Raw genomic sequence first — 18,991 nt, 5'->3', positions numbered from 1 at the left:
CATGGCGGCAGGCCTAGCTGGGCGATGGGGTTGTACAAGATAGCGGGGAATCGGGAATCGGGAATCGTAAAAGCTGGGATTGGGGGGGCGGGATTGGGGAGTCGTTAAAGCCGGGAATCGGGAATCGGGATCAGGGACTCGTGAGAGCGGGTGCGGGTGTGCGCGTTTTATGTGCTGTGGCGCTTTGGCTTGGTGGCGTCCGTGGGGTGCGCGTGGTGGTTGGCACACAACGGCGCGAGCGGCCATGGGTCGGTGAGGGCTGCGCCGCTGTACGTTGGTAAGGACGATGAAGACGCATGGCACACGGCCATCATGGCGGCGCCTGGAAGGTGGCGCTGGAAGGTGGCGTTTGCCGACTTCGTGACCGCGATTCCCCAATCCCGACTCCCGAATCCCAAATCTCAGCCCTGCAGCTAGCGCGGCTGCGGGCTTTGATTGCGTGCGATGGTGTTGGCGGCTCTCAGTCGCTTGCGCCATGCAGGCGCTTGCTCCAGCTCTCTATTTCGCGGCGTTGCAGGCGGCGTTCGAATAGCGTCCGCCATGACGGCACCAGCGGCAGCTGCAACACTGCGGTGATGGCGGCGGCATCGACATTGCGCGCGTACAGCAGCTGTTGCAGGCGCGACAGCGGCCATTGCGGATGCGGTCGCTGCTGCAGCGTCAGCATGTCGCCGGCTGCCACGTCGCCGGGTTGCAGCACGCGGTAATACCAGCCGGTGCGGCCGGTATCCTGCACGCGGCGCGCCATGTCGCGCAGGCCGAAGCGGTCGGACAGCTTCCAGCACGGCTGACGCAGCTGCGACACTTCCACCACCGCCGTACCCAATGCAAAGCGATCGCCCAGACAGACCTCGGCCTCGGTAAGGCCGACGCTGCTCAGGTTCTCGCCGAACGCGCCGGCCGTCTCCAGCAACGCATGCGCGCCGAGGTCGGCCTGCCAGGCAGCGTAGTGATCGCGCGGATAGTGATGGATCGCCTTGTCCGGCCCGCCATGCACACGCAGGTCGCCCTGCTCGTCACCGTGCAGCCCGTCCGGACCGACGCGCACCCTATCGTCCACCGCCCGCTTGTCGATGGCGCTGCGGCTACCGGGCCGGGTGAAGTCGCGTGCGATACCGATCGCCACGCTGTCGATGGTGATCGCAAGCGCAGGCACCTGCACGCCAGCGGTCTGCGTGCTCACGCGCCCTGCCCGGGCAACTCGGCCAGCGCCTCGCGCAACACCTCACCCAGGACCTGGATGCCGGCATCGATCCTGTCGCCGGGCACGGTGACGAACGACAGCCGCAAGGTATTGACCTGCGGCAAGGTGGCGTAGAACGGCGCGCCCGGCACGAACGCGACATTGCGCGCGATCGCACGCGCCAGCAGCGCGGTGCCGTCCAGCCCGGGCGGCAGGCTCACCCACAGGAACATGCCGCCTTCGGGGCGATTCCATTGCACCTGGGGCGGGAAATGCCGATCCAGAGCCTCCAGCATCAGGCTGCATTGACGCGCATACAGCGCGCGGATCTGCGGGATATGCGTGTCCAAGAAATCGTCCTGCAGCGTCTGGTGGACCACGCGCTGGGTGAACGACGGCGTATGCAGATCGGCCGCCTGTTTGGCCTGGATCAGCTTGCCCAGCACCGCCTCGGGCGCAACCACATAGCCCAGCCGCAAGCCGGGCGCGAGCACCTTGGAGAACGAGCCCATGTAGACCACGCCCTCCGGATTGAGCGACAGCAGGCTCGGCAGCGGCTGGCCGCTGTAATACAGCTCGCCATATGGATCGTCTTCGACAATCGGCACGCCCGCCTCCGCCGCGCACGCCACCAGGGCCTGGCGCCGCGCCAGCGGCAGGCGGCGACCGGTGGGGTTCTGGAAATTCGGCAGGCAGTACAGAAAGCGCGCATCGGCCAGCAATGCGGGGTCCAGCGCGTCCACCACCACCCCGTCCTCGTCCGAGGGCATGCCGACGAAGCTCGGCTGGAATAGCGAAAACGCCTGCAATGCACCCAGATAGCTCGGCGTTTCCACCAGCACCTTGCTGCCTTCGTCGATGAAGACCTTGCCGAGCAGGTCCAGACCCTGCTGCGAGCCGGTGGTGATCAGCACCTGGCTGGGCCGGATGCTGGCGCCGTCGCGGCTCAGGCGTGCGGCTACCCATTCGCGCAGCGGCGCATAGCCTTCGGTGGGGCCGTATTGCAGCGCGGCCTGCGGCGCATCGCGCAGCACCTGATCGCTGGCCGCGCGCATGCGCTCTACCGGAAAGGTGGCCGGCGACGGCAGCCCGCCGGCGAAGGAAATGACCTCCGGCCGCTCGGTCACCTTGAGGATTTCACGAATCGCCGAACTGGTCAGCGCCTGCGCACGTCGGGAGATCTGGAAGGAGGTCGTCATCGCGCAAGCATAGCGAAGGCCCGTGGCCGACGCGCTGTGCACTGCAGCGTTGGATGCGGAACTCGGTCAATGGATGACGGGCACTGCGCCCGCGCATCGGTAGCGCCGGCCCGGCGATAGCGCCAGCGGGGTTTAGTCGTACGCCGGGCCGACCCAGGCAGTGCCTTCGCTGCGTTCGATCAAGGTCTTCCAGCGCTTGCGGATCAGCTTGTCGTGCGAGCGGAAGGTCATGCGCACCCCGGCAAGCCGAGCGTGGCGCGCGTCTCGATCATGGCTGAGGCCTCATCGGCAGCAATCTCGATCCTGGTGATCGACTGCTTGTAGTCGATCAACTCTTCTGGGTTGGCCACATGACGCATCTGACGCAGCACCTGCGCCCACTCGCCATTGGATTTGCAGTACTGCTCGCGTGTGGTGGTCTGCCGCTGCTGATGCGAATCCATACGGTACAGCACCACCATTTCGAACGCCGGCGCGGTCATCGCACACAGCGCTTCGCCGTCCTGACCACGCATCGCCTTGTCGTGCGCGGCGTAGAAATCGCGCACCTGCGCTTCGTCCAGCGCGTTGCCGCCATAGTTGTAAACACCGGCGACTGCCGCCAGGACCGCCAACAACACCAACAACCGCATCTGCGTCCCCTGCACCACCGCGTCCTGCGGCCGCGCAAGTGTAAGGGATGCAGTGCGTCAGTGACGACGGGGCGGCGTCGGCCCGCAGCTGTCGCAGCCACCACAGGCCGCGGCGTTCTGCGCGGCCGGTGGCGCCACGCGGCGGCCCAGCGCCCGCATCCATGCAGGCCGCCCATCGCGCAACAGGCCGATTGCCACTGCGCCACGCAGGCGCCGCAGCGTGCCGGGGAATTGCTTCTTCATCACCACCCACAGGCTGAGCAACACCGCCAGGGCGATGACCACGTATTGCAAGGTGAGCGACAGATCCACCTCAGCCGGCTCCCAGCAGCACGGCCAGCTGGTAGGTCACCAGCGAGGCCAGGTAGGCCAGCGCGAACAGGTACACCGCGCTGATAGTCATCTGCTTCCACGAGTTGGTTTCGCGCTTGATCGTGGCCAGCGTGGAGATGCACATCGGTGCATAGATGTACCAGACCAGCAGCGACAGCGCGGTGGCCAGCGACCAGCCATCGCTGATCAGCGGCGACAGGGCCTGCGCGGCGGCATCGTCGTCGGCAGCCGACAGCGCGTACACCGTCGCCAGCGAGGCAACCGCCACTTCGCGCGCGGCCAGGCCGGGGATCAGTGCGATGCAGATCTGCCAGTTGAAGCCCAGCGGTGCGAAGAAGATCGCCATCGCATGGCCGATACGCCCGGCGAAGCTGTAATCGATCGCCGGCAAGGTGGCGTCGGCCGGCGCGGCCGGAAACGACAGCAGGAACCACAGCAGGATGGTCAGGGCCAGAATGATGCCACCGACGCGCTTGAGGAAGATCATCGCACGCTCCCACAGCCCCAGCGCCAGGTCCGGCAGATGCGGCAGGCGGTAGGACGGCAGCTCCAGCATCAGCGGATGCTCGCTCTTGTCGCGGCGCCACTTCTTCATCGTCCACGACACCAGCAGTGCGCTGACGATGGCCGCGGCATACAGCGCGAACAGGATCAGGCCTTGCTGGTTGAAGATGCCCCACACGGTTTTTTGCGGAATGAAGGCGCCGATCAGCAGCGCATACACCGGCAACCGCGCCGAACACGTCATCAAGGGCGCGACCATGATGGTGGCGAGCCGGTCGCGCGGGTCCTGGATGCTGCGGGTGGACATGATGCCGGGCACCGCGCAGGCAAAGCTCGACAGCAGCGGGATGAACGAGCGCCCGGACAAACCGGCCGCCGACATCATGCGATCGAGCAGGAAGGCCGCGCGCGGCAGGTAGCCGGACTCCTCCAGCGCCAGGATGAAGGCGAACAGGATCAGGATCTGCGGCAGGAACTTAATCACCCCGCCCAAACCGGTGATGATGCCGTCCTTGAGCAGGCTGTTGAGCGGGCCCTCCGGCAGCGTGGTGCCCACCCACTCGCCCAGCATCGCGGTGCCGGCATCGATCAGGTCCATCACTGGGTTGGCCCAGGCGTACACCGCCTGGAAGATCAGGAACATCACCACCGCCAGCGTGACCAGGCCCCAGACCGGATGCAGCAGCCAGCGGTCCAGCGCATCGTCCACCCGCGAGGTGCGCGTGGGCATGGTCACTGCCGCACCCAGGATCTGCCGCACCTGGGCGTGGTAGTTGCCGTCGGCCGGTGGCGTGGCCGACGGCGCGGCCAGGCTGGCCGCCTGCGTATCGAGCCGCTCGACCAGGGCCTTGGCACCGCCGCGGCGCACCGCCACCGTTTCCACCACCGGCACCCCGAGCGCCTGTTCCAGCGCCGGCAGGTCGATGACGATGCCGCGCCGCTGCGCGGCGTCGACCATGTTCAGCGCCACGATCATCGGCCGGCCCAGCTCGCGCAGCTCCAGCGCAAAGCGCAGATGCAGGCGCAGGTTGGTCGCATCCATCACGCACACCAGCACGTCAGGCGCAGGCTCACCGGGATAGAAGCCGCGGCACAGGTCGCGGGTGATCGCTTCATCCAGGCTGGCCGGCTGCAGGCTGTAGGCGCCCGGCAGATCCAGCACCGCGAAGTCGCGCCCGGACGGCGCACGGAAATGCCCTTCCTTGCGTTCGACGGTGACGCCGGTGTAATTGGCGACCTTCTGCCGGCTGCCGGTCAGCTGGTTGAACAGTGCGGTCTTGCCACTGTTGGGGTTGCCGACCAGCGCCAGACGCATGGGGACGGTTGCGGTGCTCATGCCTGCGCTCCATCGACGCGCACCTGCACGCGGGCGGCCTCGCTGCGCCGCAGGGCGAACCGCGTGTAACCGACCTGCACCAGCAAGGGTTCGCGCCCGACCGGACCGGTCGCCAGTACCGTGACTTCCTCGCCAGCGACAAAGCCCAGTTCGCGCAGCCGCCTGGCGATCGTGTCGTTGGGCAGACGCTCCTCCACGGATTCCACGATGGCGGCGCGATGCAGAGGCATGTCGGACAACGTCACAAAGACGGCCTGATTGTTAGGAATGGTTCTCAATTCTAGCATCGACGCACCGCGTCATGGCTCGGCCGACCCGTGCCACTATCATGGTTCGCATCCCATTCATGGACGTTGACGCAATGCAGGACACCGGCTTGATCGTGGAGGACCAGGGAGCGGTCCGTACGTTACGTCTGCACCGCCCGGCGGTGCATAACGCCTTCGATGCGACCTTGATCAGCGCGCTCACCGACGCCTTGCAGCAGGCCGGCCGGGCAGCGCAGATCCGGGTGGTGGTGATCACCGGTGCCGGCGCCGCGTTCTCTGCGGGCGCCGACCTGAACTGGATGCGCGGCATGGCCGGCGCCAGCGAGGCCGACAACGCGGCCGATGCGCTCGCCCTGGCGCGCCTGATGCGCACGCTGGACGAACTGCCCAAGCCGACCATCGCGCGCGTCAACGGCGCGGCGTTCGGCGGGGGCGTGGGCCTGGTGGCGTGCTGCGATATCGCCATCGGTTGCACCGAGGCGCGCTTCGGGCTGACCGAGAGCAAGCTCGGCCTGCTGCCGGCGGTCATTTCGCCGTACGTGATCGCGGCGATCGGCGCGCGCCAGGCGCGGCGCTGGTTCGCCACTGCCGAGATCTTCGACGCGGCCACCGCGCAGTTGCTGGGCCTGCTGCATCAACTGGTCACCGCCGACCAACTGGATATCGCGGTGGAGCGCCAGGTCCGCCTGTTGCTGGCGGCCGCACCACTGGCGGCCGCCAGCGCCAAGGCCTTGGTGCGCGCGGCGCTGCCGCCGACCGACCGCGACGCCATCGACGCCGCCAACGCCGCGTGGATCGCACGCCTGCGCGTTTCCCCGGAAGGCCAGGAAGGCCTGAGTGCCTTCCTCGACAAGCGCAGCCCGGCCTGGTTGCCGGAGGGTGCGGCATGAGCGACTTCGTGCGCATTGTCGAAGTCGGCCCGCGCGATGGCCTGCAGAACGAAGCCACACCGATCGCCACCGCCGACAAGATCGCGTTGATCGACCGACTCTCCGCGACCGGGCTGCGCAGCATCGAGGCGACCAGCTTCGTCAGCCCACGCTGGGTGCCGCAACTGGCCGACGCGGCCGAGGTGTTCGCCGGCATCACCCAGGCGCCGGGCATCGCTTATCCGGTGCTGGTGCCCAACCTGCAGGGCTATGCGCGCGCACGCGCCGCCGGTGCACGGGAAGTGGCGGTGTTCACTGCGGCGTCGGAAGCCTTCAATCGCACCAATACCAACGCCGGCATCGACGAATCGATCGAACGCTTTCGCCCGATCCTGGAACAGGCGGCCCTCGACGGCGTGCGCGTGCGCGGTTACGTCTCCACCGTACTGGGCTGCCCGTACCAGGGCGAGGTGCCGGTGGCCGACGTGGTCGATGTCGCGCAACGGCTGTACACGCTGGGCTGCTACGAGATTTCGCTGGGCGACACCATCGGCGTGGGCACACCGGGCAAGGCACGCCAGATGCTGGCCGCCGTGGCGCAGGCGGTGCCGATGCCGGCATTGGCGGTGCACTTCCACGACACCTATGGCCAGGCGCTGGCCAATATCGCCGCCTGCCTGGAGCAAGGCGTGCGCGTGGTCGATGCGGCGGTGTCCGGGGCCGGCGGCTGCCCCTACGCCAAGGGCGCCAGCGGCAATGTCGCCAGCGAAGACGTGGTGTACCTGCTGCACGGGCTGGGCATGCCGACCGGCATCGACCTGCCTGCCCTCGCCGACACCGGCCGCTGGCTGGCGCAGTTGCTCGGCCGCCAGACCGGCAGCAAGGTCGGCAAGGCCCTGGCGGCCGCCGACTGAGGCGCCAGGCCCGCACGCCCCCATCGCCGCGCCCGCTCCGTTCCAGGATCGGTCGCGCTAACGCTTCGGCTAGAATCGCCGGCTGCGTCGTCACCCGTTCGCCGGCCGGCATCCCCGGCCTCCAGGATCTCCGAGGAACCACCGCATGCAGCCTTCTTCTGTTCTTGCCATCGTCACCGGCGGCGTCTCCGGCCTGGGCCTGGCCGTGGCGCAGCGCATCGTGGCCGATGGCGGCAAGGTCGCGCTGTTCGACGTCAACGCCGACAAGGCCGACGCGGCGCTGGCGCTGCTCGGTGCGGGCAACGCACTGTACGTCGCCACCGATGTCACCGACGAGGCGCAGGTTGCCGCCAACGTTGCGCGGGCCGCGCAGGCGCTGGGCGGGCTCAACCTGGTGGTGAATTGCGCCGGCATCCTGGGCTCGGGCCGGGTGCTCGGCAAGGAAGCGCCGATGCCGCTGGCGACCTTCCGCACCACCGTGCTGGTCAACCTGGTCGGCAGCTTCAACGTGGCCAAGGCCGCGGCCGACGTGATGCAACACAACCATGCCGGCGACGACGGCGAGCGCGGCGTGATCATCAACACCGCCTCGGTGGCCGCCTACGAAGGCCAGATCGGCCAGGCCGCCTATGCCGCCAGCAAGGGCGGCGTGGTCGGCATGACCTTGCCGATGGCACGCGAACTGGCGCGCTTCGGCATCCGCGTGATGACGATCGCTCCGGGCGTGTTCTGGACCCCGATGGTGGACGGCATGCCCGAGGCGGTGCAGCAATCGCTGGCCGCAGCGATCCCGTTCCCCTCGCGCCTGGGCCAACCCGACGAATATGCCGACACCGTCGCCTTCATCCTGCGCAATCGCTATCTCAATGGCGAGGTGATTCGCCTGGACGGCGGCGTGCGCCTGGCACCCAAGTAGCGGGAATCGGGAGTTGGGAATGGGGAATCGTAACGACGCCCTGCTCTCAGTGTCCCGGCCCCCCGGCTTTTTCGATTCCCCATTCCCAACTCCCGATTCCCATGAAAGCCAACGACATCAAGAAAGGCAACGTCGTCGAATACAACGGCGGCATTTACCAGATCCGCGACATCGAGCGCAGCTCGCCGCAGGGCCGCGGCGGCAATGTGCGCTTCCGCTTCATCATGTACAGCGTGCCGGGCGGTGTGAAAACCGACGCCAGCTTCGACGCCGACGACAACCTGCCGGAAGTGGAACTGCTGCGTCGCCTGTCCACGTTCTCGTACAAGGATGGCGAGGCGTTCGTGTTCATGGACGACGAAGACTTCACGCCGTACACGCTGGATGCGGAGGTGATCGGCACCGACGCCGGCTACATCACCGACGGGCTGACCGGCATCTACGTGCAGGTGATCGACGACCAGCCGGTGGCCGTGCAACTGCCGCAGACGGTGACGCTGGAAGTGATCGAAACCCCGCCCGAACTCAAGGGCGGCACCGCCACCAAGCGGCCCAAGCCGGCCAAGCTCAACACCGGCCTGGAAATCATGGTGCCCGAGTACATCACCAACGGTGAGCGCGTGCTGGTCAACACCACCACCGGCGAATTCGCGGGCCGCGCCGACTGATGCGCACGCCGGTCGTGGTCCTTGCGCTGGGGCTGTTGGCCGCCTGCACGGGGCAACCGGCTACGGCGCCGACGTCCGCAGCCAAGCCCGCGCCGGTGGCCTGCACCGACGCCAAGGTGGACGAGGAGTGGCTGCAACATCCGCCCGGCCTGTGCGGCATGCCGGAGGATGTGCGCACGCTGGTGGAGGACTACGACACCTGCGAGCACTTCGCGGGCGAGGAGCCGTACGACGCCGATCGTCGCCACGAAATCGACGTGGCGATCGCGCAGTTCTGCACGCCGGCACCGGCACGGCTTGCAAGGCTGATGCAGCAGTACCGCAACAACGCGCAGGTCAGCGACTGGCTGCGTAAGTATTCGGTGCAGGCGGATCTGCAACCGACTGGCTGAGGTGCGCCGGCTGGTGTGACAGGTGCCAGCTGGCGCATGCGTCGTCCCTGGCCGGAGCACGGGAAACTGGGACTTGCAGCTGCAGACGACAGCGCATCCCTTCCCCCATCGGGAGAAGGTGGCGCAAAGCGCCGGATGAGGGAACGGGCGAAGCCTCATGCAGTTGGACCTCTACGAGAGCTTCGGCCCGTCCCTTGCCCCCAATCCCCGCTCCGCGCGCCAGTGGCGTGCACGCCGCGCCTTCTCGCCCCGCAGGGAGAGGGGCCGGTACCGCCCTCCCCCGCGTGGTCCGAACCGTTATTGCGCCTGCGGAAGTATCCCCATCCCTGACCGCAGCTTGTCGGCAGCCGCATCACCCCGCGCTAGCCCGCGCAGGCGCGCGCGCAGGCGCGCGCGCAGGCGTTGCACATTTGCCTCGCCCTGCTCCAATCCAGTGCGGACCTCGGCCGGCAGTTGCTGCCGCCCCAGTGCCTGCAGCTGTTTCCAGCCGTCGACCAGTACGCCGGCTTCCTGCGCCACGCGCGCGCTCAGGTCCAGCTGCTCGTCTGCTTGCGGCAGTCCGTAGCCGGCGCTGCCCAACAGCGTGGCCGGGTGACTGAGCTGGGCCTGCCGCGCAAATAGTGATTGCAGTTGACCCTGCACCGAGTCACGCCCGGCTGCGCCGGGTGTCAGCAGGCGCTTGAGCGCATCGCGTGCCAGCAACTCCTGGCGGCGCAACGCGGCCTGTTCCAGCAACAACGCTGCAGCCGTCTCGCGCAGACCGCCGCGCTCGAACCATTGCGCACGTGCGTCCGGCCGCGCGTCCAGCCATTGCTCCACGCTGGTCTGCGGCAGCGGCAGGCCGCGCCGGATCACCTCGAACATGGCCTGGTAATGCGCCGCCGCCGACTCGAAGTAATAGCCTTGGCGAGTCGCCTGCGCACGGTCGTCCAGCACCTGCAGGTCGGCGATGCCGGCACGGTGCAGCCGCTGGCGCACGCCGCGCGGGGTGATCGACGACAGCCCGGCCGCGGCCAGCCGCGGCACGCCGTCGTGCAGGAGCTTGAAAGTCTCCACCGCGCAATTGTTGCCAATGAAGTAGTAGCGCCCGTCGTAACTCCAGTGCACCTGCGCGGCGCGTGCGAGCAGCGCGGCGATCTCCTCGGGCGTGAGCTTCAGCGGCACCGACGACAGGGCACGCAGCTCCACCTTGGTGTATTCGTCGACCACCTGATTCAAGGGCAATACGAACAGCCGCGAAGGATACGCGCCGGTCAGCCCGCGCCAGCTGGAAATCTGCACATCGCCGACGAAGGCGCGGAACGACAGCACGCGGTGATACTGCAGATCCAGACGGCAATCGGGGCCGGGCGCACGACCAGGGGCGCAGATCACCAGACGCAGCATGCTGTGGCCCCAGCGGCTCATCGGCTGCGCATTGCCCTCGGCCAGCAGGTAATCCACCGAATACACCCGCGATGGATCCAGTGCCAGCAATGACATTGCGCCGGCATCGTTGTCGGCCTGCAGATACGGCAGCGCCGCCTCGCAGCGCGTTGCATCGGGCATGGCGCCAACCTGCTCGGCAAACCAGGCCGCCAGCGCCGGACGCCGGCAGTGGTAATCGGCATCGAGCACGTAGTGTTCGAGATTCACCGCGACGAATTCGGCCGGGCTGCGGCGTTCGTAATCGTCGGGGCTGCGATCGCTGAACCGGTTTGCGCCACGCCCGATCCGCCAGGGACGCACCTGCCAGCCAGCCAGGTCGCGCAGGCGCGGGGAATGCGACAGGCCACCATGCGCACCGCGGTCCAGCACGTGCGCCAGTTCGTGCACCACCGCCGCCATCGCCGCGCGCGTGGCCGGTGCACCGGAGTCGGCCTGCGCAGCTGTCGCCTGCGCGCTCCAGGCATCCAGCAGCGCACGATCGAGCAGGATGCGCCGGCCGATCGCGCGGCCATGCACGTGTGCCGGCAAATCCGTACGCCACTGCAGCTGGATCGGTGCGTCGATACGCTGCATCCAGGCCGGCGGCAGGCGCTGCGCAACCTGCTGCACCAAGGCATGCGAAGCCTCGATCTGCGCCGCCGACAGGCCCTGCGGATCGACATCGACGCGTGGCTCGGCGTGCGCCGCCGGTGCGATCACTGCGGCCAGCCACAGCCACCAGCACCGGCGTGGAGAACTCACTGGGCCAGGATGGACTGCGCCAGTTCCAGGTCGCTGGACAGCCGCGCCGCATCGCTACGACTACGCAGCCGCAGCAGCGCCGCTTCCAGACGCACGCCGCGGATCGCGCCATTGCTGGCGACAAAGCCGGCCGCATCTTCGCGTGCGTCGGCCACCACCTTGTCGTCGCCGGAACTGCTGCCGGAGGAATTGGACGAACCGGCCGACGATGCGCCGGCCGAGGTCCCGGCCAGGCTGGAGGCAACGGCTGCCAGCGGCAGCAGCGTCAGGGCGCAAAACACGAGGGAGCGCATCATTGGCGTATCGATTCCATGTGAAGGTGGTGAAAGACTAACCGGCACGTGCAGCGGCAGGCGCGTCGTCGATCTCGAACAGCTTGCCGGGATTCAGCAAAAGATGAGGATCGAACACATGCTTGATCCCGCGCATCAAGGCGATCTCCTCGGCCGAGCGCGTGCTCCACAGGTAGGCCTTCTTGACCAGGCCGATGCCGTGTTCGGCAGAGATGCTGCCGCCAAAACGCTGCAAGGCCTGCGCCAGCAACTTGGTCACCTGGTCGCAGGCCGCGACGAAATCGGCCTGGCTGGTGCCATCGGGCTTGAGCACGTTGATATGCAGGTTGCCATCGCCGATATGGCCGAACCACACCACATCGAAATGCGGATACGCATCGTGCAGCAGCGCCTGGGTTTCGGCCAGGAATGCCGGCATCACCGAGATGCGCACCGACACGTCGTTCTTGTAGGGCGTGTAGCGCGCCAGCGCCTCGGTGATGCCTTCGCGCAGTCGCCACAGTTGCGCGGCCTGCGCATCGCTCTGGCTGATCACCCCGTCGCTGACCCAGCCCTGCTCCATGCAGGTCTCGAATGCCGCCATCGCCGCGGCTTCCTGCGCCGCGTCGCCGGCGGCGAACTCGGTGACCACGTAGTACGGATGCACCTGCGCAAACGGCGCCTGCGCGCCGTGCGCCAGCACGTGCTCCAGTGCGCGGTCGGTGAAGAATTCGAATGCCTCCAGCCGCAGCTGCGCGCGGAACGCGGCGAACACCTGCATCAGCACCTCGAACGAAGGCAGCGCCAGCAGCATCACGTTGCTGGGCGGCGGCGGGTCGGTCAATCGCAGCGTCGCTTCGACCACCACACCGAGCGTGCCTTCGGAGCCGATCAGCAGATGGCGGAAATCGTAGCCGCTGGAGTTCTTCACCAGCGCGTTGTTGAGTTCGAGCAGCTCGCCGGCACCGGTGACCACCTTCAGGCCGGCCACCCATTCGCGGGTGTTGCCGTAGCGGATCACGCGGATACCGCCGGCGTTGGTGGCGATATTGCCGCCGATCGAGCACGAGCCACGTGCGGCAAAGTCCACCGGATACACCAGCCCGTGCTCGCGCGCGGCGTTGTGCACCGCCTCCAGCGGCATGCCGGCCTGGACGGTGAGCGTGCGATCCACCGCGTTGAACTCCAGCGGCTTGTTCAGGCGCTCCAGGCTCAGCACCAGCTCACCGTTGGCGGCCACCGCGCCGCCGGACAGGCCGGTGCGCCCGCCCGAAGGCACTACCGCCACCGCATGCGCATTTGCCCAGCGCAGCACCGCCTGCACCTCGTCCACCGAGCTGGGCAAGGCGATCGCGAGCGGGTTGGGCGTCCAGCGCCGCGTCCAGTCGCGGCCGTAGTGTTCCAGGTCGGCCGGCTCGGTCTTCAAACGCAACGCCGGCACGGCCTGTTGCAACGAAAGGATGCGGGAATCGGTCATGGCACACGGCGCTGCGGTAGGAACCGCACAGCGTGCCAGTGCACGCCACCCTCGTCCAGCTGCACGGCGTACGGCCGAGGCGGTGTTGGATTCAGCTGAAACCGTTGCACCGCAAGGACTTTGCCTACGCAAACACTGCGTTGCGACCGCCCCATCGCGTAGCCCATCTGGCATAGTTGCCGGCCCGATTGCTGCATTGCGCTCCCCCATGTCGCCGAAGAGAACCTCGTTTCCCAAGCAGGACATCCGCGTCCTGTTGCTGGAAGGCATCAGCCAGACTGCCGTGGATGTGTTCCGCGCCGCCGGTTATTCGCAGATCGAGCTGCACGCCAAATCGTTGCCGGAAGACGAGTTGATCGCCCGCATCGCCGAGGCGCATATCGTCGGCATCCGCTCGCGCACGCAGCTGAGCGCGCAGGTGCTGGCACATGCCAAGCGGTTGATCGCGGTGGGCTGCTTCTGCATCGGCACCAACCAGGTCGATCTGGACGCGGCCGAACTGGCCGGCATCCCGGTGTTCAACGCGCCCTACTCCAACACCCGCAGCGTGGCCGAGCTGGTCATCGCCGAGGCGATCCTGCTGTTGCGCGGCATCCCGCAGAAGAACGCCCAATGCCATCGCGGCGGCTGGTCCAAGTCGGCCGCCGGCAGCCACGAAACGCGCGGCAAGGTGCTGGGCATCGTCGGTTACGGGCATATCGGCACCCAGGTCGGCGTGCTGGCCGAGTCGCTGGGCATGCAGGTGATCTTCCACGACATCGAAACCAAGCTGTCGCTGGGCAACGCGCGCGCGGCGATCGACCTGGACGACCTGCTGGCACGCGCGGACGTGGTGACCCTGCATGTGCCGGAGACGCCGTCGACCAAGGACATGATCGGCGCGGCGGAAATCGCGCGCATGAAACACGGCGCGCACTTGATCAACGCCTCGCGTGGCACGGTAATCGACATCGATGCACTGGACGCGGCGCTGAGCTCCGGCCAGATCGGCGGCGCGGCGGTGGACGTGTTCCCGATCGAGCCCAAGGGCAATGGCGACGCGTTCGAATCCCCGTTGACCGCACACGACAACGTGATCCTGACCCCGCACGTGGGCGGCAGCACGCTGGAAGCGCAGGACAATATCGGTGTCGAAGTGGCCGCCAAGCTGGTGCGCTACAGCGACAACGGCAGCACCCTGTCGGCAGTGAACTTCCCCGAGGTCACCCTGCCCGAGCATCCCGACAGCCTGCGCCTGCTGCACATCCACCGCAACGTGCCGGGCGTGCTGTCCAAGATCAACGAACTGTTCTCGCGCCGCAACGTCAACATCGACGGCCAGTTCCTGCGCACCGATGCCAAGGTGGGCTACGTGGTGATCGACGTCAGCGCCAGCGAGGCGCAGGCCACCGCGCTGAAGGAAGGCCTGGCGTTGATCGAGGGGACCTTGCGGACGCGGATCTTGTATTGAGCTGTTGATGCACGCGCGGCCCTCATCCGCGGCCCTCATCCGGCGCTTTGCGCCACCTTCTCCCGCAAGCGGGAGAAGCAAGTGCAGGTCACCCTTCTCCCGGGTGCCCCCCCTTCTCCCGGGTGCTCTCCCCTCCCGGGTGCTCCCTCCCTTCTCTCGCGTGCTCCCTTGTCCCGCTCGCGTCCCTCTCGCGCGCTCCCCTCTTCCGCGCGCCCTCTTCTCCCGCCAGCTCCCTTCTCCCGCCAGCTCCCTTCTCCCGCTCGCGCCCCTCTCGCGCGTGCTCCTTTCTTCCGCGCGCCCTTGTCTTCCCGCTGGCGCCCTTCCCCCGCGTACTTCTTTCTCCAGCGCGCTCCCTTCTCCCGCTTGCGGGAGAAGGTGCCCGAAGGGCGGATGAGGGCACACGCCCTCAATCCCCCTTACACGCCTCGCGCCACCCACTTCTCGGCCATGCGCCGCATCGACGGATCCAGCTGCGGATCGGCAAGCAGCTCGGCGATCGGCCGCCACGCCAGGGCCAGTGACTCCTCGCTGACCTCGGACGCCTCGTCCGTTCCAGCCACCACCACATAGCGCGCGTCGTAGTGCCAGTGCCCGGCCACCTCGCCGCGTGCGGGAATCCAGTGGCGGTCCAGGTCGAAGATGGCCGCATCCGCCAGGCGCAAGCCGCTCAATCCGGATTCCTCCTGCGCCTCGCGCAGGGCCACCTGCGCCAGGTCGCGGTCGCCGTCGGCGTGCCCGCCCAGCTGCAGCCAGCGCTGCAGCTTGCGGTGGTGGGTCAGCAGCGTGCGCGCGCCATCGGCGCTGACCACCCAGGCCGAACCGGTGAAATGACCTTCGACACGCTCGCGCAGGAACGGGTTGGTGGCATCGTCCAGCAGCTGTGCGAACTGCTCGGCCAGCCCGGCTTCGTCGGGCCAGCGTGCGCGGTAGTCGGCCAATCGCTGTTGCAGGGTTGCATCCACCATCTGTCGTTCTCGGTCGCCCGTCGCGGGCAAGGTGGCCATTATCGCCATTCATGCTGCGTACGTGCTTGTCGTGAGCGTGTAGCTTTGGCAAGGTAGGCCGCTTGCCTGTCCGTTGGGGACGCGGCGCACACCTTCGCCCGGGCGCCAGCGCCTTAGCCTTGCCACTTAGGGATGTACCGAATGCTGAAGTCTCTGTTGAGGGTCAAACCGATCGAGCCCGCTGGACATGTGGATGGGGGCGAACCGGTCGAAGGCAGCCTGCAAGGCGAAGCCACCCTGCAACGCACCCTCACCGCCAAGCACCTGATCATGCTCGGCATCGGCGCGGTGATCGGCGCCGGCATCTTCGTGCTGACCGGCCAGGCCGCTGCCAACCATGCCGGCCCGGCGGTGATGCTGTCCTTCGTGTTTGCGGGCATCGCCTGTGCGTTTGCCGGCCTGTGCTACGCAGAGTTCGCGGCGATGATGCCGGTCTCCGGCAGCGCCTACTCGTATTCATACGCCACCCTTGGCGAAGGCATCGCCTGGTTCATCGGCTGGTGCCTGGTGCTGGAATACCTGTTTGCCGGCTCCAGCGTGGCGGTCGGCTGGTCGGCCTACCTGATCAGTTTCCTGACCGGCACGCTCGGATTACCGTTCCCGGCGGAGCTGGCCGGTGCACCACTGGCCTGGGACGGCCACAACTTTGTCAGCTCCGGCAACCTCATCAACCTGCCGGCCGTGCTGATCGTGGCTGCGGTGAGCATGCTGTGCTACGTGGGCGTCACCCAGTCGGCGTTTGCCAATGCCATCGTGGTGGCGATCAAGGTGGTGGTGATCTGCCTGTTCGTCGGCTTCGGCATCGCCTACATCGATCCGGCCAACTGGCACCCTTTCATTCCGGAAAACACCGGGCCGGGCCAGTTCGGCTGGGACGGCGTGTTCCGTGCGGCGTCCATCGTGTTCTTCTCCTACATCGGCTTCGACGCAGTCTCCACCTCCGCCGGCGAGACCAAGGATCCGCAGAAGAACATGCCGATCGGCATTCTGGTGTCGCTGGCGGTCTGCACCGTCATCTACATCATCGTCTGCGCGGTGCTGACCGGCCTGTTGCCCTACACCCAGCTTGGCACCGCCAAGCCGGTGGCCACGGCGCTGGAAGCGCACCCGCAGCTGACCTGGCTCAAGACCGCAGTGGAGATCGGTGCAATCGCCGGCCTGTCCTCGGTGGTGCTGGTGATGCTGATGGCGCAGCCGCGCATCTTCTACACCATGGCCAAGGACGGGTTGATGCCCAGACTGTTCGGCAAGGTGCACCCGAAGTTCCACACGCCCTACGTCGGAACGATCTTCGTCGGCGTGGTCGCGGCGCTGCTGGCCGGGCTGATCCCGCTCAGCGTGCTGGGCGAACTGGTGTCGATGGGCACCCTGCTCGCCTTCGCCACCGTGTGCGCCGGGGTCATGGTGCTGCGTTTCACCAAGCCGGATCTGCCACGGCCGTTCCGGGTGCCGCTGGCGATGCTGATCTGCCCGCTCGGCGCGCTGGCCTGCCTGTTCCTGTTCTTCCAGGCTTTCCAGGAACACTGGAAGGTGTTCGTGGGCTGGACCGTGATCGGCCTGGTCATCTATTTCGGGTATGGCATTCGCCATAGCCGGCTGGCCCACAGGGTTTGACTGCAAGTCCCTCGCAAGAGCCCGCACATCTCGCACACGCCCGCACCTCCATGTGCAGGGATTCAACAGGAACCGCTGCATGTTCAAGCAACTCTGGGCCACCAAACACCCGCACGCCAGCCATGAGGCGGCCGACGGGCTGGGCCTGCAACGTGCACTCGGGCCCTGGGGGCTGACTGCCCTGGGCATTGGCGCGGTGATCGGCGGCGGCATCTTCGTCATCACCGGCCAGGCCGCGGCCGACCATGCCGGCCCGGCGATCATGCTGTCATTCGTGCTGGCCGCGGTGTGCTGCGCGTTCTGCGCGATGGCCTACGCCGAATTTGCCGCGATGGTGCCGGTGTCCGGTAGTGCCTACACCTATACCTACGCCACCTTCGGCGAACTGGCGGCCTGGTTCATCGGCTGGATGCTGGTGCTGGAATACGGCGTCTCCGCCTCGGCGGTGGCGGTCAGCTGGACCGGCTACTTCCTCAGCCTGCTGGAACATTTCAACATCCACCTGCCGGCCGCCCTGGTCAGCGCGCCGCTGGACGGCAAGCTGCAGCGCACCGGCGCGATCGCCAACCTGCCTGCGGCCGGTATCGTGCTGCTGCTGACCTGGCTGTGCTACGTGGGCATCCGCAAGTCGTCGGCAATGAACATGGCGATGGTGATCCTCAAGACCGGCTTGATCCTGCTGGTGATCGCAGTGGGCTGGAAGTACGTCGATACCGCCAACTGGCACCCGTTCATCCCGGCCAACGAAGGCCCGGGCAAGTACGGCATGGAAGGCGTGCTGCGCGGCGCGGCAATGGTGTTCTTCGCCTACATCGGCTTCGAGGCAGTGTCGGTGGCGGCGCAGGAATCGCATCGCCCGCAACGCGATCTGCCGATCGGCATGATCCTGTCGCTGGTCATCTGCACCGTGCTCTACATCGCCATGGCGGCGGTGATGACCGGCCTGGTGCCCTACACCCTGCTCGGCACCGACGAGCCGGTGGTGACCGCGGTAGCGGCGCATCCGCAACTGGCCTGGCTGCGCGTGGTGGTGGAAGTGGGTGCACTGATCGGGCTGTCGTCGGTGGTGCTGGTGATGATCATCGGCCAGCCGCGCATCTTCATGATCATCGCGCGCGACGGCCTGCTGCCGTCGATCTTCACCCGCATCCATCCCAAGTACCGCACCCCGCACGTCAACACCGTGATCACCGGCGTAGGCATCGCCCTGCTGGCGGCGGTGTTCCCATTGGACGTGCTGGGCGAGCTGACCTCGATGGGGACGCTGATCGCCTTCGCAGCGGTATGCGCCGGCGTGCTGATCCTGCGCCGTACCCACCCGGAACTGCCGCGCCCATTCCGCATGCCGGTGGCCTGGCTGATCTGCAGCGCCGGCGTATTGAGCTGCCTGGCGCTGCTGTCGGCGATGACCCTGCACAACTGGATGTTGATGGGGGTGTGGACGCTGGTCGGGCTGGTGGTCTATTTCGGCTACGGCTACCGCCACAGCCGTCTGCGCGACGGTCGCTGAGCACGCGCGCACGCCAGCAGCCACTGACGAACGACCGCCCGCCGGTGTATGGCAGAGAGGGCGACAGGTCTTCGGCTGCTGGGCGGCTGATCTGTGACCTAGTTGCAGGACCCTGATCCGCTGATCTGCAACTTGGCTGCAGGGCCCTGATCTGCTGATCTGCAACTTGGCTGCAGGGCCCTGGTCTGCTGATCTGCAACTTGGCTGCAGGGCCCTGGTCTGCTGATCTGCAACTTGGCTGCAGGGCCCTGGTCTGCTGATCTGCAACTTGGCTGCAGGG

General features: G+C 67.3%; 17 protein-coding genes and 1 pseudogene. 8 read left to right on the top strand and 10 right to left on the bottom strand.

Features of this window, described 5'->3' with window-relative positions; translation table 11 throughout:
- Positions 1-460: 460 nt before the first annotated feature.
- From EO139_RS20565 to EO139_RS20540, 6 genes and pseudogenes are all read right to left on the bottom strand, one after another.
- Positions 461-1,183 carry an MOSC domain-containing protein gene (locus EO139_RS20565; protein ID WP_126972281.1) on the bottom strand — a complete coding sequence of 241 codons (723 nt, stop codon included), beginning with the start codon at positions 1,181-1,183 and terminating at the stop codon, positions 461-463.
- The gene (locus EO139_RS20560; protein ID WP_126972279.1) at positions 1,180-2,382 is read right to left on the bottom strand and encodes a PLP-dependent aminotransferase family protein; all 1,203 of its coding nucleotides are present in this window, start codon (positions 2,380-2,382) and stop codon (positions 1,180-1,182) included. Before EO139_RS20560 ends, EO139_RS20565 begins: the two co-directional genes overlap by 4 nt.
- 132 nt (positions 2,383-2,514) lie before the next feature.
- Positions 2,515-3,014, bottom strand: a pseudogene (locus tag EO139_RS20555) (autotransporter outer membrane beta-barrel domain-containing protein).
- A gap of 57 nt (positions 3,015-3,071) precedes the next feature.
- Positions 3,072-3,326 carry a DUF6587 family protein gene (locus tag EO139_RS20550; RefSeq protein WP_016904924.1) on the bottom strand — a complete coding sequence of 85 codons (255 nt, stop codon included), beginning with the start codon at positions 3,324-3,326 and terminating at the stop codon, positions 3,072-3,074.
- Between the two features lies 1 nt (position 3,327).
- On the bottom strand, positions 3,328-5,187 hold the full coding sequence (locus tag EO139_RS20545; RefSeq protein ID WP_104648642.1) for a ferrous iron transporter B: 1,860 nt from the start codon (positions 5,185-5,187) through the stop codon (positions 3,328-3,330).
- On the bottom strand, positions 5,184-5,432 hold the full coding sequence (locus EO139_RS20540) for a FeoA family protein (protein ID WP_104585288.1): 249 nt from the start codon (positions 5,430-5,432) through the stop codon (positions 5,184-5,186). Before EO139_RS20540 ends, EO139_RS20545 begins: the two co-directional genes overlap by 4 nt.
- Before the next feature lie 116 nt (positions 5,433-5,548).
- Here EO139_RS20540 and EO139_RS20535 point away from each other — a divergent pair, with 116 nt between their 5' ends.
- The 5 genes from EO139_RS20535 (at position 5,549) to EO139_RS20515 (ending at position 9,215) form a co-directional block, all read left to right on the top strand.
- On the top strand, positions 5,549-6,346 hold the full coding sequence (locus EO139_RS20535; protein WP_126972283.1) for an enoyl-CoA hydratase-related protein: 798 nt from the start codon (positions 5,549-5,551) through the stop codon (positions 6,344-6,346).
- Positions 6,343-7,239 (top strand): hydroxymethylglutaryl-CoA lyase, encoded by an 897-nt coding sequence (locus tag EO139_RS20530; RefSeq protein WP_016904356.1) that lies wholly within the window; start codon positions 6,343-6,345, stop codon positions 7,237-7,239. The genes EO139_RS20535 and EO139_RS20530 overlap by 4 nt, the downstream gene beginning before the upstream one ends.
- 145 nt (positions 7,240-7,384) lie before the next feature.
- A complete protein-coding gene (locus tag EO139_RS20525; protein WP_126972277.1) occupies positions 7,385-8,155 on the top strand; it encodes an SDR family NAD(P)-dependent oxidoreductase in 771 nt (256 codons plus the stop codon).
- 101 nt (positions 8,156-8,256) lie between these two features.
- A complete protein-coding gene (yeiP, locus tag EO139_RS20520; protein WP_115676860.1) occupies positions 8,257-8,823 on the top strand; it encodes an elongation factor P-like protein YeiP in 567 nt (188 codons plus the stop codon).
- Positions 8,823-9,215 (top strand): hypothetical protein, encoded by a 393-nt coding sequence (locus EO139_RS20515; protein ID WP_126972275.1) that lies wholly within the window; start codon positions 8,823-8,825, stop codon positions 9,213-9,215. The genes yeiP and EO139_RS20515 overlap by 1 nt, the downstream gene beginning before the upstream one ends.
- A gap of 297 nt (positions 9,216-9,512) precedes the next feature.
- Here EO139_RS20515 and EO139_RS20510 read toward each other — a convergent pair whose 3' ends face one another.
- From EO139_RS20510 to EO139_RS20500, 3 genes are read right to left on the bottom strand one after another with little or no spacing between them, the layout of a single operon-like run.
- A complete protein-coding gene (locus EO139_RS20510) occupies positions 9,513-11,384 on the bottom strand; it encodes a DUF4105 domain-containing protein (RefSeq protein WP_126972273.1) in 1,872 nt (623 codons plus the stop codon).
- Complete coding sequence (locus EO139_RS20505; RefSeq protein ID WP_047125458.1) at positions 11,381-11,680, bottom strand: DUF2388 domain-containing protein; 300 nt, start codon at positions 11,678-11,680, stop codon at positions 11,381-11,383. Before EO139_RS20505 ends, EO139_RS20510 begins: the two co-directional genes overlap by 4 nt.
- A 34-nt stretch (positions 11,681-11,714) precedes the next feature.
- The gene (locus tag EO139_RS20500; RefSeq protein ID WP_126972271.1) at positions 11,715-13,133 is read right to left on the bottom strand and encodes an FAD-binding oxidoreductase; all 1,419 of its coding nucleotides are present in this window, start codon (positions 13,131-13,133) and stop codon (positions 11,715-11,717) included.
- A gap of 208 nt (positions 13,134-13,341) precedes the next feature.
- Between EO139_RS20500 and serA the strand changes: the two genes are divergently transcribed.
- Positions 13,342-14,583: a phosphoglycerate dehydrogenase gene (gene serA / locus EO139_RS20495; RefSeq protein ID WP_126972269.1), complete on the top strand. Its 1,242-nt coding sequence runs from the start codon at positions 13,342-13,344 to the stop codon at positions 14,581-14,583.
- Between the two features lie 416 nt (positions 14,584-14,999).
- On the opposite strand, the gene EO139_RS20490 is transcribed toward serA, so the two are convergent.
- Entirely contained in the window at positions 15,000-15,587 is a 588-nt protein-coding gene (locus EO139_RS20490; protein ID WP_164739956.1) for an NUDIX hydrolase, read from the bottom strand.
- Between the two features lie 141 nt (positions 15,588-15,728).
- On the opposite strand from EO139_RS20490, the gene EO139_RS20485 reads away from it, so the two are divergent.
- Together EO139_RS20485 and EO139_RS20480 are read left to right on the top strand one after the other, a co-directional pair.
- Complete coding sequence (locus EO139_RS20485) at positions 15,729-17,201, top strand: amino acid permease (protein ID WP_164739955.1); 1,473 nt, start codon at positions 15,729-15,731, stop codon at positions 17,199-17,201.
- A gap of 79 nt (positions 17,202-17,280) precedes the next feature.
- Positions 17,281-18,711 (top strand): amino acid permease, encoded by a 1,431-nt coding sequence (locus EO139_RS20480; protein WP_016904398.1) that lies wholly within the window; start codon positions 17,281-17,283, stop codon positions 18,709-18,711.
- The last annotated feature ends 280 nt before the right edge of the window (positions 18,712-18,991 follow it).

It is taken from the genome of Xanthomonas sp. BRIP62411 (assembly GCF_003993525.1).
Lineage (GTDB): Bacteria > Pseudomonadota > Gammaproteobacteria > Xanthomonadales > Xanthomonadaceae > Xanthomonas > Xanthomonas euroxanthea.
The sequence above is the reverse complement of the archived record's forward strand: the minus strand, read 5'-3'. Positions and strand labels throughout refer to the sequence as shown.

Coding starts and splice junctions, on each gene's coding strand:
- EO139_RS20490 (WP_164739956.1), bottom strand. CDS start 15,587: ATGGCCACCTTGCCCGCGACGGGCGACCGAGAACGACAGATGGTGGAT.
- serA (WP_126972269.1), top strand. CDS start 13,342: ATGTCGCCGAAGAGAACCTCGTTTCCCAAGCAGGACATCCGCGTCCTG.
- EO139_RS20500 (WP_126972271.1), bottom strand. CDS start 13,133: ATGACCGATTCCCGCATCCTTTCGTTGCAACAGGCCGTGCCGGCGTTG.
- EO139_RS20560 (WP_126972279.1), bottom strand. CDS start 2,382: ATGACGACCTCCTTCCAGATCTCCCGACGTGCGCAGGCGCTGACCAGT.
- EO139_RS20505 (WP_047125458.1), bottom strand. CDS start 11,680: ATGATGCGCTCCCTCGTGTTTTGCGCCCTGACGCTGCTGCCGCTGGCA.
- EO139_RS20530 (WP_016904356.1), top strand. CDS start 6,343: ATGAGCGACTTCGTGCGCATTGTCGAAGTCGGCCCGCGCGATGGCCTG.
- EO139_RS20480 (WP_016904398.1), top strand. CDS start 17,281: ATGTTCAAGCAACTCTGGGCCACCAAACACCCGCACGCCAGCCATGAG.
- EO139_RS20485 (WP_164739955.1), top strand. CDS start 15,729: ATGCTGAAGTCTCTGTTGAGGGTCAAACCGATCGAGCCCGCTGGACAT.
- EO139_RS20515 (WP_126972275.1), top strand. CDS start 8,823: ATGCGCACGCCGGTCGTGGTCCTTGCGCTGGGGCTGTTGGCCGCCTGC.
- EO139_RS20535 (WP_126972283.1), top strand. CDS start 5,549: ATGCAGGACACCGGCTTGATCGTGGAGGACCAGGGAGCGGTCCGTACG.
- yeiP (WP_115676860.1), top strand. CDS start 8,257: ATGAAAGCCAACGACATCAAGAAAGGCAACGTCGTCGAATACAACGGC.
- EO139_RS20545 (WP_104648642.1), bottom strand. CDS start 5,187: ATGAGCACCGCAACCGTCCCCATGCGTCTGGCGCTGGTCGGCAACCCC.
- EO139_RS20525 (WP_126972277.1), top strand. CDS start 7,385: ATGCAGCCTTCTTCTGTTCTTGCCATCGTCACCGGCGGCGTCTCCGGC.